This is a genomic window from Streptococcus parasanguinis ATCC 15912 (assembly GCF_000164675.2).
Taxonomy (GTDB): Bacteria; Bacillota; Bacilli; order Lactobacillales; family Streptococcaceae; genus Streptococcus; species Streptococcus parasanguinis.
Genome location: NC_015678.1, coordinates 683661 through 697789 on the forward strand (window position 1 = coordinate 683661; position 14129 = coordinate 697789).

At 45.6% G+C, this 14129-nt stretch carries 13 protein-coding genes; 1 reads left to right on the top strand and 12 read right to left on the bottom strand.

Annotated features, from left to right (window positions below):
• Positions 1 to 18 precede the first annotated feature (18 nt).
• The 9 genes from HMPREF0833_RS03370 to hemW form a co-directional block, all read right to left on the bottom strand.
• Positions 19 to 624 carry a nitroreductase family protein gene (locus tag HMPREF0833_RS03370; RefSeq protein WP_013903708.1) on the bottom strand — a complete coding sequence of 202 codons (606 nt, stop codon included), beginning with the start codon at positions 622 to 624 and terminating at the stop codon, positions 19 to 21.
• Positions 625 to 772: 148 nt separating this feature from the next.
• On the bottom strand, positions 773 to 1615 hold the full coding sequence (locus HMPREF0833_RS03375; protein ID WP_013903710.1) for a metallophosphoesterase family protein: 843 nt from the start codon (positions 1613 to 1615) through the stop codon (positions 773 to 775).
• A 10-nt stretch (positions 1616 to 1625) separates the two neighbouring features.
• Positions 1626 to 3461, bottom strand: coding sequence for an excinuclease ABC subunit UvrC (gene uvrC, locus HMPREF0833_RS03380; protein ID WP_013903711.1), 1836 nt, complete (start codon positions 3459 to 3461; stop codon positions 1626 to 1628).
• A 201-nt stretch (positions 3462 to 3662) separates the two neighbouring features.
• Positions 3663 to 4646 carry a CPBP family intramembrane glutamic endopeptidase gene (locus HMPREF0833_RS03385; protein WP_013903712.1) on the bottom strand — a complete coding sequence of 328 codons (984 nt, stop codon included), beginning with the start codon at positions 4644 to 4646 and terminating at the stop codon, positions 3663 to 3665.
• Positions 4643 to 5263, bottom strand: a complete 621-nt coding sequence (locus tag HMPREF0833_RS03390) for a TIGR01906 family membrane protein (protein WP_013903713.1) — start codon at positions 5261 to 5263, stop codon at positions 4643 to 4645. The genes HMPREF0833_RS03385 and HMPREF0833_RS03390 overlap by 4 nt, the downstream gene beginning before the upstream one ends.
• Positions 5256 to 6026: a TIGR01457 family HAD-type hydrolase gene (locus tag HMPREF0833_RS03395; RefSeq protein ID WP_013903714.1), complete on the bottom strand. Its 771-nt coding sequence runs from the start codon at positions 6024 to 6026 to the stop codon at positions 5256 to 5258. Before HMPREF0833_RS03395 ends, HMPREF0833_RS03390 begins: the two co-directional genes overlap by 8 nt.
• Positions 6027 to 6713: a hypothetical protein gene (locus tag HMPREF0833_RS03400; protein WP_013903715.1), complete on the bottom strand. Its 687-nt coding sequence runs from the start codon at positions 6711 to 6713 to the stop codon at positions 6027 to 6029. It abuts the gene before it with no gap.
• Positions 6703 to 7458 carry an acyl-ACP thioesterase domain-containing protein gene (locus tag HMPREF0833_RS03405; RefSeq protein ID WP_013903716.1) on the bottom strand — a complete coding sequence of 252 codons (756 nt, stop codon included), beginning with the start codon at positions 7456 to 7458 and terminating at the stop codon, positions 6703 to 6705. Before HMPREF0833_RS03405 ends, HMPREF0833_RS03400 begins: the two co-directional genes overlap by 11 nt.
• A 3-nt stretch (positions 7459 to 7461) precedes the next feature.
• Positions 7462 to 8592, bottom strand: a complete 1131-nt coding sequence (gene hemW / locus HMPREF0833_RS03410; protein ID WP_013903717.1) for a radical SAM family heme chaperone HemW — start codon at positions 8590 to 8592, stop codon at positions 7462 to 7464.
• A gap of 319 nt (positions 8593 to 8911) precedes the next feature.
• On the opposite strand from hemW, the gene HMPREF0833_RS03415 reads away from it, so the two are divergent.
• Positions 8912 to 10435: an ATP-binding cassette domain-containing protein gene (locus tag HMPREF0833_RS03415; RefSeq protein WP_013903718.1), complete on the top strand. Its 1524-nt coding sequence runs from the start codon at positions 8912 to 8914 to the stop codon at positions 10433 to 10435.
• Positions 10436 to 10721: 286 nt separating this feature from the next.
• Here the strand turns inward: HMPREF0833_RS03415 and proC are convergent, their stop codons facing one another.
• The 3 genes from proC to proB are packed head-to-tail and all read right to left on the bottom strand — an operon-like array spanning position 10722 to position 13908.
• Complete coding sequence (gene proC / locus HMPREF0833_RS03420; protein ID WP_013903719.1) at positions 10722 to 11537, bottom strand: pyrroline-5-carboxylate reductase; 816 nt, start codon at positions 11535 to 11537, stop codon at positions 10722 to 10724.
• Between the two features lie 3 nt (positions 11538 to 11540).
• Positions 11541 to 12788: a glutamate-5-semialdehyde dehydrogenase gene (locus tag HMPREF0833_RS03425; protein ID WP_013903720.1), complete on the bottom strand. Its 1248-nt coding sequence runs from the start codon at positions 12786 to 12788 to the stop codon at positions 11541 to 11543.
• 10 nt (positions 12789 to 12798) lie between these two features.
• The gene (proB, locus tag HMPREF0833_RS03430) at positions 12799 to 13908 is read right to left on the bottom strand and encodes a glutamate 5-kinase (protein WP_013903721.1); all 1110 of its coding nucleotides are present in this window, start codon (positions 13906 to 13908) and stop codon (positions 12799 to 12801) included.
• Positions 13909 to 14129: the final 221 nt, after the last annotated feature.

Here is a 14129-nt window from a genome sequence, read left to right on the forward strand (position 1 = left end):
TTCTATTTGCTAATTGGCTTAGCGTTTGTCAATGATTTCGTCCACTGGTAAGCGATAGCTTGGCTCTACTTTTTCAGCCGCATAGCCAACCGTAATCAAGACTTCCGGACGGAAGCGCTCTTCGATGTCCAATACTTCATTGATTTTTGATTTATCAAATCCCAAGATAATATTGGTTCCAATGCCTTGGTCCGTCAAAGCAAGTACCAAGTTCATCGCCACAAGACCGGCATTCAAAGCCAAGTAATCACTTGTTTGTTGGACATCATAGCGCGCAAATTCAGCAGGAAGATTTTGCATAAAGTATTGCAATTGCTCATCTGTGAAGTTTTTAACTCCACCGACACGCGCAATCTTGCGAGCCCGTTTTTGCAAATCGGTATCTGTAAAGAGGGCGATGGTCACAGGTGCTTCCATGACTTGATCGTAGTTTGCACCATAGGCTAATTTTGCCAATTCAGCATTTTTTTGACGAACGACCACAAATTTCCAAGGCTGGCTATTGTGGGCACTAGGGGCCAAGGTTGCGATCTCAATGGCAGTCCGTACATCCTTTGGATCGACCGGTTGGTCAGTGAAATGCTTGATCGCATGGCGTTTTTTATTGAGCTCTAGAAATTTCATAAGCTTCTTCCTTTTCTATTTCTGTTACCTCTATTTTAACACAAAATGAAAGAGCTTGCAGGGTTTTACAGCCTAAGATTGTGAAAAAAGAAGCGGACATTTTGAAGATCCGCTTCTTTGTTATAGGTTGAATACACAAGAGACCCACCTATGATTTATTGGAAAGATTGAAATAGGTAGCTACTTCTTTGGCATAACCGTATTTCTCAATTAAGCCAGTTAGCAACTCGATGTTATGACCCCGATAGTTATCCTCACGTCTCAATTCTTCGTACATCTCAATAAAAGGAAGGCCCTTGTCCTTGGCATCTTGGAGCTCTCCTTCATAATCATAAGCCACCTTCCGAAAGTGCAGGTTGGTCACTCCGTCTTCTTCGACATCGATCAGAGCATACTGGGCTCTGTGGTTTTGAATTGGTTCCCAGTCGAAATAAGGCATGCCAATAGTCCCTGGATTAAGGATCTGCTGGCCCTGACTGCCATAGCGAAGCAACTGCTTGTGGACATGCCCGTAGATCGCCATATCCGTCTGATCATCCAGCAGTTGGTCAAAGTTCTCCGTCACATTTGCTGGACGCAAGTCTCCACCGTAATTCTTTTCTGGCAAGTTGTGGGTCAGTGAAAAACGAATGCCATTGACCTCCTTCTTCTCTACCAATGGAAGCGAACGAAGCCAATCGATCCGCTTAGGATCTAGTCCTTCCATGAGGTACTGAGTGAGACGAAGAAGCTGGATCTCCTGCGGATCCTCAAGTCCGTACTCGCCATCCAAGGCCTCTAGGACGCAATCGTCCCAATTTCCACGAACAGCTGCTGTAATCGGAATCGCATCCAGCAACTCAAAAAGGTCCTCTCTTCCAGGCCCCGGAAGCAAAATGTCCCCCAAAAGCCAGTATTCCGTCGTGCCTAGAGCACGCGCATCCGCAATCACTGCCTTGAGGGCTGTTGTATCTCCGTGAATATCAGATAAAATGGCGATTCGATGGTTCATTATAAACTCCTTATGATTGGTATGGTTCAGAAGCCTCCGCCACTTCCATCAAGGGACTTGCTTCTTCCTGCTTTCCTTGTTGGAGCTTGGCTTGCACCGCCTCCGCGACTGCTCGCGGGATGCCGACTGTGACAATCTCATCTACAGTAGCTTCTTTGATCTTGGTCAGCGACTTGAAGTGCTTCATCAGCAACTGCTTGCGTTTTGGTCCCAAGCCTTCGATCCCATCCAGCTGGGAGGAGAAGGAATTCTTAGACCGAAGCTGACGGTGGAAGGTGATGGCGAAACGGTGGACCTCATCCTGGATCCGTTGGAGGAGGAAAAATTCCTGAGAGGTCCGAGAGAGTTCGATGACTTGAAGGGGATCACCGAAGAGCAATTCATGGGTCTGGTGCTTGTCATTCTTTTGCAGACCTGCAATGGGAATATCTAACCCCAACTCTTCTTGGATCACCCGTTTAGCGATATTGACCTGGCCCTGACCCCCATCGATAACGATCAGATCTGGTGGCGTCAGGCCATCCCGCATGACACGGCTGTAGCGTCTGCGAATGACCTCCCGCATGCTGGCATAGTCATCTGGTCCGACAACGGTCTTGATCTTGTACTTGCGGTAGTCCTTTTTGCTTGGCTTCCCATTGACAAAAACCACCATGGCTGAGACCGGACTGGTCCCCATGATGTTGGAGTTGTCAAAAGATTCAATGCGCACAGGGGTTGGAATTTGCAGAAGTTTTCCAAGGTTTTCAATGGCACCTTGGGTCTTTTCCATTGATTTTTCAAGGAGATTGAACTTCTGCTCCAGACTGACACGCGCATTCTTGATAGCCAGATTGACCAACTGCTTCTTCTCCCCTCGCTGGGGCTTGAGGACCTTGGTATCTACTAGAGCCTTGACAGCTTCCTCATCAATGTCTTGAGGGATCAGGATTTCATTAGGAATCAAGTGCGATTTCTCCTGGTAAAACTGCCCCACATAGGTCAAGAAATCCTCGTCTGGATCATTGTAGTATGGGAAAAGATTGACGTCGCGCTCGATCAGCTTGCCCTGACGGACAAAGAAGACCTGCACACACATCCAGCCCTTGTCCACGTAGTAGCCAAAGACATCCCGGTTCTGCAAATCCTTGGCCATGACACGCTGTTTGGTCCGCAGGGTCCCGATGGCCTGGATCAGATCTCGGTACTCAGCCGCCCGCTCGAATTCCATGTTTTGCGCAGCGGTAGTCATCTTGAGCCTGAGCTCATCGATAATCTTATCGTCCTGTCCCTTGAGGAAATCAGAAACCTCCTGGGCCATGCCCTTGAAATAGGCCTCGTCCTTGTGGCAGACTGTGTGAGCCATACACTGCCCTAAATGGTAGTAAAAGCAGACTTTGGAAGGCGGATTAGTACACTTGCGGAAAGGGAAAATTCGGTCCAAAAGCCTCTTGATCTCATTGGCCGCTCCCACATCCGGATAGGGACCGAAATAGAGACCACCGTCCTTTTTGACCTGGCGCGTGATGATGAGGCGCGGATAGCGCTCATTGGTAATCTTGATGAAGGGATAGGACTTGTCATCCTTGAGCATGATATTGTACTTGGGCTTGTTCTCCTTGATGAGGTTGATCTCAAGAAGCAAGGCCTCAATATTGGACTCAGTGACGATAAACTCAAAATCCACAATCTCAGATACCAGTGCTTCCGTCTTAGTATCGTGGCTTCCTCTAAAATAGGACCGCACCCGATTGCGAAGATTCTTGGCCTTCCCCACATAGATGATGGTACCGTTCTTATCTTTGTGAATGTAACAGCCCGGACTCGTTGGCAAGAGCTCGAGCTTGGATTTTATCAAGTTATTCATACTCTCTATTATAGCAAAAAAGGGAGGGGTTAGCCTCTCTCTAGTATGTTTGTATTATTGTTATCCACCTTCACCAAGTAAAAAATAATTATTAAATAGTATATCAGACCCTCATCCTCAATCCTTCATCTTCACTTGCCCTTTTTAATAGCAAAAAAAAGGGGTCTAAAACGATCCCCCTTTACTAGCAATCGATAATCTTTATCCTTTGAGATTAGCCATCTGGAAGATCGGAATCACATAAGGAACAATAGACATCAGGATAGTGAATAGCACGAAGAACCAGAACCAGAAGGACGCGAGGGCACGCTGGAAAACTCCCGGTTGAGGTTTATTGGCTTGAATATAAGCCTTGATAGCTGGCCATTTAGTCGCAAGAACTACTATCATGACAATGGAACCAATGGCTAAAACACCGATTTGGAGCCAATTCGCTAGTCCCTCGTCCACATGATAGGCCACATAATGCAAGCCTTGGGAAATGACAAAGTTATTGAAAATGTGATAGAAAATCGCCCACCAGATATTGTATTCAAAGGCAATGTAGCCGAATCCTAGACCAATGATACTCGCGAAAAAGAGCTGGTCAAAATTGGCATGAAAGAGTCCAAACAAGATAGCCGTCATGACAATGGCAAAGATCTTGCCATACCGTTCCAAGCCTCGCAAGCCGGCCCCACGGAAGAAGAATTCCTCTGTGATAGGACCAAAAAAGCCAGCATATAAGAGCATGGTCCATGATCGCTCAATCGTATCACCTAGGTCGGGTGTTGGAGAATGAAGGCCTATGGTCTCAAACATGCGCTCAATCACTTGTGTCATCACAGATGAAAAGACTTGAGAAAAGCCAAGAAAGGCAAGAAGAATAAAGAAGACTGAAAGAGTCATCTTACGTCCCTTGTGCTTAAGATCATATTTATAGAGGGCCTTCTTGCGATAGGCATTAAAGAGAAAGAGTCCAATGGAAATAGAGATGAGGTAGGGAATACCAGCCCAAACATTCAGGGAATTGAGTTTCTCCGTTACTTGACTTGGATCTTTTCTGAGAGAGCCTACTATGGTCAATCCAAGGAGGACTTCCCACAGGACGGTTACCAAGGTCATTACCAAGAGATAAATGGCAAGTGTCCCGGAATACCTTCCTATATCTTTTTTAGGGTCTAATAATCGGTTGTATTGGTTCATTTCTTCCTCCTAGAAAATAGATAAAAACTCGCACACATTCCTTCGTATAAGACAAAGAAAATCAAAAAGGCATGCATAAAATAGTCTTCTGGTAATGCAAGAATAATCGAATCCACGCGCGGATCAAAGAGCCAAGTATTGTCCCCAGCAAATAAGACCTGATGAAAGAGCGTAAAGAATTGATCAAAGCCAATCATAACAGCCATCACTGCAAGCACCACTGGTAAAACCATCATCCAAAAGAAGAGACTACGGTACAAGGTAAGGTAGCCTTTTTTGACAACTGTCCGCATAAACTGGATAAAACCAGGTAGTGTGACCACGAAAACAACTGTCACTAAGTGAAATAGGTACTTGACGGCCTCAAAATGGTGCAGTCCATTTTTTGAAGAGGGGAATTGAGGCATCTTCAACACCCATTGAAAAGGATTGGTCAAGTAGTTCATCAAGAAATTAAAATTCTTCATGATGACAGTAGCCGAAAAACCAGTCCGGCTTTGAATCCCCAACCAATGAATCTCCATGGGATAGAGGACCCAAGCTAGAGCAATGGTGAGAAGGATGGCAGCTGACAAGATAAAGAAAAATTGGTTGATTGATTTCAGACTTTTAAGCATCAAAATCCCACTCCGCTAGACTGGCAACAACATGTGTCGGTGCAATTGGTAAGGTCGGCACTTCTTCTGGTTTGGTAAAACCTGTCGTCACCAAAAGGGTTGGAATCCCATTGTCAATACCCGCACGAATATCTGTTAGGTAGTTGTCGCCAACCATGACCACTTCTTCTCTTTCAAGACCCAGGTGTTCAATGGCCTTGTCCATGATGATGGCCTTTGGTTTGCCAATGATCACTGGCTTGACCCGTGTCGCTGCTTCAACAAGGGCAATCAGAGATCCTGCTCCTGGCATCAAGCCACGCTCAGTTGGAATGTTCAGGTCAGGGTTGGTCCCTATAAAGTGCGCTCCCTTTTGAATCGCCAAGGTTGCTTTAGCAAATTTCTCATAATCCACTTGCCAATCGAGGCCAATCACAACATAATCAGGTGCTTCTTCATCGATAATATAGCCAGCTTCTTCAATAGCATCTTTGAGCCCCGCTTCTCCAATCACATAGACCTTTTTGCCCAAGTTTTGGTCGTTCATGTAGTCAATGGTCGCAAGGGTAGCTGTATAGATGGTCGACACTGGGGTTTCGATATTGAAGTGAGTCGCCAGCATATCCCGAACAGTCTCTGGTGTGCGGGTTGTGTTATTGGTGACAAAGAGATAGGGAATCTCACGCGCCTGTAATTCATGAACAAAAGCTTCTCCTGCTGGAATTCGTGATTTTCCTTTGTAAATGGTGCCATCCAAATCAATTAAATAGCCCTTGTAGTGCATTTATTCTTCCCTTTCTGTATCAGCTTTTTCATGCAACTTCTCTGCATCGACTCGTCCACCAGACCCATACAAAAGCAAGGATCCAGCATAGAGGACAAATTGTAAAATCAACCCTGTAAAATTGATTCCTTGACTTCCTGATTGAGTAAACAAGAAGGAAGCCACCATGAGAATCACAATGGTCAATAACAAGCCTATTACAGTTGCCTGATCCACACTGATTTGATAAACCGTGCGCTTGGTGCTCCGGTTCCGTCCGTCTGACTTGGTTTCTGGTTGCAAATTCTCCACAAAATCAGTCACCAAGGTCGCAGCGAGACTAACAGTTGTGCTAAAGAGCACGCCTTGAGACAAACGATGATAGAAATTAGACCAGAAAGAGCCTGATTGGCTGGTAATGCCGACCGAAAAGATCACGACAGGTAAGAGAAAGGCCAGGGTGAAATGGATCCAGACCCGATACCAACGCACATCTTCTTTCAAAAAACGGCTAAAACTCTCTAAATTCAAGCGGTAGCGGAAAAATTTGTAAATTTCTTCTACCAGAATGATGCCCAAAGCACAAAGAGTCAAGAGCCAATCTCCCAACATGTACAAAGGGTTCTTTTGACGCTTAGCATAGGCCACAACCCGTTTTTGGTAGCCTGCTAGCTCTTGTTTTTTATTTTTTAATCTTCTACTTTCCATAAGTCCAACCCTTTTCTTCTACTTCTTCCCACTCAATTTCAGCTTGGGCATTGATATGACCATCTGAGCTAATTTGGTGCTGGGTTTTCAAGCCCTCTTGTTCATATTGAGAGATGATGACACCTCCTGCTAGCACCTCTTTGACATATTTTAGATGAACTTTTTTCGGGACATGATGGGTCAAGAAGTCTGCTCCCATCACCTCAAAGACCCAGTCCAAGTACTTGCTATTGTTGACATGTCCGTTCATATCCAAGTCGTAAAAACGAACTCGATATTCTTGTTCCACGCCCACTTCTAATTCTTTAAAACGGGGACCACGGAGCATGGTTTTTGAAAACTCTGAGTCAAAGGCAGCCGTGATTTCGCTCATGACAGGATGGACCTTGCGTGTATCACGATCCATCAAGACAAAGGTCGCCACCATCTCAATGATGGTATTTCCTGCTTCGTCCTTGATGTTAAAGGCCCGGTAGCAGAACAGGCGATTGTGACTCATGGCATAGGTTTCGATAGTGATCTTCTCATCAAACACAGGGAGACGATCGATCTTCATATTGTAATCCGTGATAATCCAGACTAGATTGTAATTCTCTAGAATGTACATATCACTCATGCCCAGCTCAATCGATTGCATGCCTGATACCTGCAAAGACAGCAAGATCAATTGGGGAATTTTTATAAATCCATTGACATCGCTCATATCAAAAGGAATTTTCATGCTGTATTCAAATGCTTTTGCCATCTTCTACTCCAAAATAAACTTCTCTGCTACAGTGTCTCCTAAAAAGAGACCTTTCTTGGTCATGCGAACAATGTCCTTGTTAGGCACCAAGAGTCCCTGCTGGGTCAATTCCTCAACCACTGGTCCATATTGTTGGTCAAAATTCACACCAAACTTTTCTTCGAAACGCTTCTTGGAAACGCCTGTTTTCTTACGGAGTCCCAGAAACATCTCTTCTTCCATCATTTCAGTCTGACTCAGATGTTCTTCTTGGACACGCGCATTTCCCTCTTCGACCGCCTGCATATAGTGACGAATAGGGCCATGATTCTTGTAGCGAACACCATTGACATATCCGGATGCACCAGCTCCTAAGCCATAATACTCCGCATTATCCCAATACATGAGGTTGTGGCGACTTTCAAAACCAGGCTTGGAGAAATTGGAAATTTCGTAATGCTCAAAGCCCGCACGCTCCAACTCCTGAATGATGTATTCAAACATCTCCGCTTCCAACTCCTCCTTTGGTAGAGGAAGCTTGCCCCGTCGCATGCGATTCATAAAGACGGTGTGATTCTCCAGAATCAAGCTATAGAGGCTCATATGGGGAATGTCGAGGGCAAGAGCCTTAGCGACATTTTCCTGGACCTGTTCCATAGTTTGCGTCGGAAGGGCATAGATGAGGTCGATCGAAATATTATCAAAACCAGCCAGCTTCAGACGATCGATATTGTCATAGATATCCTGCTCCTGATGGCTCCGACCAATCTTTTTGAGCAAGCGATTATCAAAGGTCTGTACGCCCAAAGAAACCCTATTAACCGGCGAATCCTTTAAGACGGCAATCTTATCCGGATCCAAATCACCAGGATTGGCCTCGATGGTTAACTCCTCCATCTGAGAGAGATCAAGCGACTTGGTCAGCTCCTTAAGCAGATACTCTAGCTGATCCGCAGTTAAGGCTGTCGGTGTCCCACCCCCGATATAGAGAGTCCGTAAATTTGTGATTTCTTCCCGACGAAATTCTTGGATCAAATGATCCAAATAAGCATCGACCGGTTGGTTCTTAATAAAGACCTTCGAAAAATCACAATAAAAACAAATCTGGGTACAAAATGGGATGTGGACATAAGCGGACGTTGGTTTTGTATGCATACCTTTAATTATACCATAAAATCCCCCTTAAGTCCGAGAAGAAAAGGGTGGAAGAAGCAAGGTTTTCCTTGACAAGAAGGAATGAAAGGAATAGAATAAAGCTAATTACATTCGGAGGTAAGGAGATATGAACAACTAAGTTTCGTTAAATAAGATACTTTATTTAGTGGACTGCTTGTTCTATCTCTTTTTGTGTGCCCTCTCGCCTATTCTCCAACTTTTTGTTGGCTTAATAAGGTCTTTTTCTGTTTGGGTCCACTTGAATACAGCTCTACTAAATAGGTAGAGCTGTTTTTTTGTCCCAGTAGAAAGGAATCTTATGCTAAAACTATCCCACCTTACCATCCGCCATACAAAAGATTTACGTGATTTGGTTCGCGATTTATCCCTAACCATTCATGAAGGGGAAAAAGTTGCTATTATTGGCGAAGAAGGAAATGGAAAATCTTCCTTACTTCACGTCCTCATGTCCCCAAAATCACTACCAGATTATCTGACTATAGAAGGCGAAATCACCACTTCTTTTCACTCCTATGCCTATATTCCCCAGACTTTGCCGGAAGCATTGAAGGGAAAAACATTGGAAGAATATTTTTTTGGAGAAGACGAGCTAGACTATGCCACCCTCTATAGACTGGCTGATCAATTGCATTTCGATAGCGACCGCTTTGCAAGCGACCAAGCTATTGGAAGTCTATCTGGAGGAGAAGCCCTCAAAGTCCAACTGCTTCACGAACTTTGTCGTCCTCATGAATTACTATTTTTAGATGAACCTTCAAACGATCTGGATTTGGAAACCCTGGACTGGCTCCAGCAGATAATCCAAACAAGTCCCCAAACCATCCTATTTATTTCCCATCATGAAGATTTTTTGACTCAGACGGCGGATACGATCATCCACCTAAGACAGATCAAACACCGCAAGGAGGCTGAAACCATTGTAGAGCACCTAGGCTATCAAGACTACAGTAGCCAGAGGGAGCAACAATTCAAGCAACAGTCCCAGCAAGCTGCTAATGATCAACGAACCTACAAGAAAACAATGGAGAAGCATCGCCGCGTCCGTCAGCAAGTTGAAACATCCTTACGAAACACTAAGGATAGCACTGCTGGACGTCTCCTGGCAAAGAAAATGAAGTCCCTCCTCTCACAAGAAAAGCGCTACGAGCGAGAATTCCAATCCATGACTTCCCAACCCTATGATGAAGAGATCATCAATCTGCATTTTCCTCCCCTCACTCCCTTGTCTCCTCAAAAACGAGTCCTTCTATTAGATCAGGAAGAACTCGCAATTGGTGACCGGGTCCTGGTCAAGGATCTCTCCCTTACTCTTCAAGGGCAGGACAAGATAGGGATTATCGGTTCCAACGGTGTGGGGAAATCCACTTTCCTAAAAATGATATGGAAAAGTCTACAGAAGAATGAAAGTATCCGCACTGCCTATATGCCTCAAGATTACACTGAACGCCTCCCTCTGACTCAGACACCCGTTCAATTCTTACAGCATTCAGGCGATCGCGAAGAAATCAACACCATTCAATTGCATTTAGCCTCCCTCAACTTTACCTATTCTGAAATGCACCATTCGATATCAGAACTTTCTGGTGGTCAGCAAGGAAAACTCTTTCTCCTACAACTAGTCCTCACAAGTCCCCAGTTTCTACTCTTGGACGAGCCTACCCGCAATTTTTCCCCTACTTCCCAACCAGAAATTCGACGCCTTTTCGCAGACTACGCAGGCGGACTAGTCACGGTCTCTCACGACCGGACCTTCCTCAAAGAAGTCTGCCAAAAAATCTATCGTCTGACCGAACATGGTTTGGTAGAAATAGAGTCGCTCTAACGTAAAAAAGATTGGCCCAAAAACCAATCTTGTAGAACGAAGAAAAAATGTTCCATTATACAAATCTAACAAATCCAGAGTTATCCAAGCCTCTATTGAAACTTTTCCGCCGTGAGAAAAGTGCCTGAAACGTAATAGTTTCAGGCACTCGGAATTATTGAGACCTTACGCTCAATAATTAGTCATGGAACTTCGAGGAAGTTCGCTGACGTCCGATCTCACCTAAGGAAAGTTTCTAAGAGGACTTTATTTTCAATTTGAAAGATTGGCAAAAACCAATCTTTTTCTATTCCTTCGCTGCCTCTTGTGCCATTTCTTGGGTGCGTTTGTAGGCTGCTTCCACTCCTGCAATAATGTCCCCCCGTAAGCCGACTTGCTCTAAACGGTTGACTCCTGCGATGGTAGAGCCACCCGGGCTACAAACTGCATCTCGCAAGCGGACTGGGTGCTCGCCTGTCTCTAGGACCATTTGACTAGCGCCTTGGAAGGTTTGTGCAACCATCTGCAAGGCTTGCTCTCGTGTAAGTCCTAATCCTACTCCTGCATCTGCCATGGCTTCAATCATCTGATAGACAAAGGCTGGCCCACAGCCTGCGACAGCCGTTGCAGGATCCATCAATTTTTCTTCGATTTCATAGAGAGCCCCTGCTCCTGCTAAGAGCTGATTGACTTTGGATACTTGCTGGTCTGTCACTGCTTGGGAGCGGGCCAGACTGATAACACCTTGACCAATGGCCACAGGCGTATTGGGCATGATGCGAATTAGCCCTAGCTGGTCGTTCTGGATCACGTCAGCCATCTTTTCTAGTTCCAGGCCTGCGGCCATGGAAACCAGCAAGAGATTAGAGCGTTGAGCCAAGATGCCTTTATACTCTTCTAAAAGAGGGCAAATCTGATAGGGTTTGACCCCTAAAAAGATTACTTCAGCCTCTTGAAAGGCTTGTTCAAGCTCAGACGCCGTTCCCCCATACTGGCTGATAAAATCCTGCACCTTTTGTGGAGAACGATTAACCAAGAGCAAGTCTGTGGCAGCCACTTCTTTTGCGACTACTTTGGCTAGACTAGCTCCCGTGTTTCCTAGTCCAATAAATGCAACTTTCATTTCTTACCTCACTTGACCATTTCCACTAACGATATATTTGTAACTGGTCATTTCCCGTAGTCCCATCGGTCCACGCGCATGGAGTTTTTGCGTCGAGATCCCCATTTCACAACCTAGGCCAAATTGACCCCCATCTGTAAAGCGTGTAGAAGCATTGACATAAACCGCTGCTGAATCTACTTGCTTGGTGAAATAAGCGGCTGCCTCAGGATTTTCAGTCACAATGGCATCCGAATGATGGGTGCTATGAGCTTCAATGTGGTCCACCGCTTCCTCCACTCCGTCAACAACCTTGACTGCTAAAATATAATCTAAAAATTCGGTATCAAAATCCTGTTCCTGTGCTGCTGTCCCAGAAATGATAGCCTGTGCTTGCTCATCTAGACGCAACTCAACCGATTTTTCCCGATCATCCACTAAACGCTCTTTGACCAAAGGCAAGAAATCAGACGCGATCGCTTGATCCACCAACAAGACCTCCATGGCATTGCAGACGGATGGACGACTTGTCTTAGCATTTTCAATAATGGCGAGGGCTTTCTGGAAATCAGCCTCCTTATCCACATAGACATGGACGATCCCAGTTCCTGTCTCGATCACGGGGACAATGGCATTTTCAACCACCGCTTGGATCAATCCAGCACCACCACGTGGAATGAGCAAGTCCAGATAGCCCTTAGCCTTCATCATAGCAAGGCTAGAAGCTCGACTCGTATCTTGGATCAGTTGGAGAAGATCTGAATTCAGTCCTGCTTCTTCCAATCCAGCCTTAAGGGCTGTCACGATCACTTGAGCAGAATGAAAGGCATCCTTTCCAGTACGAAGGACCACTGCATTTCCACTCTTGATGGCAAGCGCTGCAGCATCCGATGTTACATTTGGCCGGCTTTCATAAATGATGCCAATAACACCCATGGCGACTCGAACTTTCTGGATTTCAAGGCCATTTTCCAAGACTTCCGTATCCAGCACTTCCCCAATCGGATCTGGCAGGTCTATTAAAGCACGAATTCCTTGTGCCATCCCGGCAATCCGCTCTTGATCCAGAAAAAGGCGATCCAGCATGACTTCAGAGATCTTCCCACGTGCCGCTTCCATATCGATTTGATTGGCTGCTAAAATGGCTTCCGTCGCTTTCAAAAGCTGGCTAGCCATGGCTTCCAAGGCCTGATTTTTAAGAGCTGTACTGGCTGTATTGATACTTTTCTTAGCTGATCTCGCTAAGCTTAATTGTTCTTGTGTTGTTCCCATACGTTTTCCTCTAGAATTCTGTAAAGAGTAGGTCAATCTCAGGAGTTACCGAGATCCAATCATCCCGGTGGATAAGGATTCCCTTGGCTCTTTTAGATTGGAGTAGATCGCGCACAGCTGATTGGCCGAGACGGACCTTGCCTTTTCCGAGTAATTGACCAGTCTCTTGATGATAGACGCTGACGATGTCGTGATAAGAGAAATCCCCTTCTGCCTTGGTCACACCAGAAATCAATAAACTCTTCCCATGATCCAACAGGGCTTCCGCTGCTCCAGCATCCACCCAAACAGCACCTTTGCTTTCAGCATAAAAGGCTAGCCATTGCTTCTGGGTTTTTAAGCCCTTGTCCTCTGCAAGGAAGTAACTGCCATCTGCTTGCTCTTGCGCTGCTTCGAGCAAGGCATCAGACTTGAGAGACGAGCAAATATAGACAGGAACCCCTGACTCGGTCGCAAGGGTCGCTGCCTTGAGTTTGGTCAGCATTCCACCAGTTCCGTTGCTACTGCCAGCACCACCAGCCATCTCGATCATCTCACGAGAAATATGTTCGATTCGATCCAAGCGCTTAGCTGTTGGATCCTGAGAAGGATTGGCTGTATAGAGGCCATCTACATCTGTTAAAAGTACCAAAAGATCCGCTTGAACCATGGCTGCAACCTGCGCACTCAATGTATCATTGTCACCAACTTTTAGCTCGGCAATCGAGACCGTATCGTTTTCATTGATAATCGGGATGGCCCCACGATTAAGCAAGACAGAAAGGGCCTGGTGGGCATTCTTATAACGGCGCTGATCCGCAAAGTCATCCTGGGTCAACAAAATCTGCGAAGAAACAATGTTGCGCAAGAGCAGGTTGGCTGTGTATTCTTCCATCAGTAAGCCTTGTCCAACTGCCGCAGAGGCTTGCTTGTCTGCCACCTTGGTCGGCCGTTTCTTAAAACCAAGGGCACCAAATCCAGCAGCGACAGCCCCTGATGAGACCAAGATCAACTCATGACCTGATTCATGTAAGAGAGCCAACTGCTGCGTAATGACCTTGACCTTCTGTCTGGAGAGGCTCCCATCGGGATTGGTCAACGACGAGGTCCCTACTTTAAAGACGATTCGTTTTGCTTTCATCGCTATGATTCTTTCTAATACTATTTATTTCGTATCTAATGAAAGTGAGGCTGGACAAATACTGTCCAGCTCTCTATGTTTGATAGTAATAACTGCATGACGCAGTGGTTGATTGCTCAAAGCACTGCTTTGAGGTGGCGGATAGAACTTGCGAAGCAAGTATCCTAAGTCTTTGTTCGCTTTTTAGGCTCCAAAGATAACCTAATGTTGGAAACAAAGTT

Coding starts and splice junctions, on each gene's coding strand:
- HMPREF0833_RS03370 (WP_013903708.1), bottom strand. CDS start 624: ATGAAATTTCTAGAGCTCAATAAAAAACGCCATGCGATCAAGCATTTC.
- HMPREF0833_RS03375 (WP_013903710.1), bottom strand. CDS start 1,615: ATGAACCATCGAATCGCCATTTTATCTGATATTCACGGAGATACAACA.
- uvrC (WP_013903711.1), bottom strand. CDS start 3,461: ATGAATAACTTGATAAAATCCAAGCTCGAGCTCTTGCCAACGAGTCCG.
- HMPREF0833_RS03385 (WP_013903712.1), bottom strand. CDS start 4,646: ATGAACCAATACAACCGATTATTAGACCCTAAAAAAGATATAGGAAGG.
- HMPREF0833_RS03390 (WP_013903713.1), bottom strand. CDS start 5,263: ATGCTTAAAAGTCTGAAATCAATCAACCAATTTTTCTTTATCTTGTCA.
- HMPREF0833_RS03395 (WP_013903714.1), bottom strand. CDS start 6,026: ATGCACTACAAGGGCTATTTAATTGATTTGGATGGCACCATTTACAAA.
- HMPREF0833_RS03400 (WP_013903715.1), bottom strand. CDS start 6,713: ATGGAAAGTAGAAGATTAAAAAATAAAAAACAAGAGCTAGCAGGCTAC.
- HMPREF0833_RS03405 (WP_013903716.1), bottom strand. CDS start 7,458: ATGGCAAAAGCATTTGAATACAGCATGAAAATTCCTTTTGATATGAGC.
- hemW (WP_013903717.1), bottom strand. CDS start 8,592: ATGCATACAAAACCAACGTCCGCTTATGTCCACATCCCATTTTGTACC.
- HMPREF0833_RS03415 (WP_013903718.1), top strand. CDS start 8,912: ATGCTAAAACTATCCCACCTTACCATCCGCCATACAAAAGATTTACGT.
- proC (WP_013903719.1), bottom strand. CDS start 11,537: ATGAAAGTTGCATTTATTGGACTAGGAAACACGGGAGCTAGTCTAGCC.
- HMPREF0833_RS03425 (WP_013903720.1), bottom strand. CDS start 12,788: ATGGGAACAACACAAGAACAATTAAGCTTAGCGAGATCAGCTAAGAAA.
- proB (WP_013903721.1), bottom strand. CDS start 13,908: ATGAAAGCAAAACGAATCGTCTTTAAAGTAGGGACCTCGTCGTTGACC.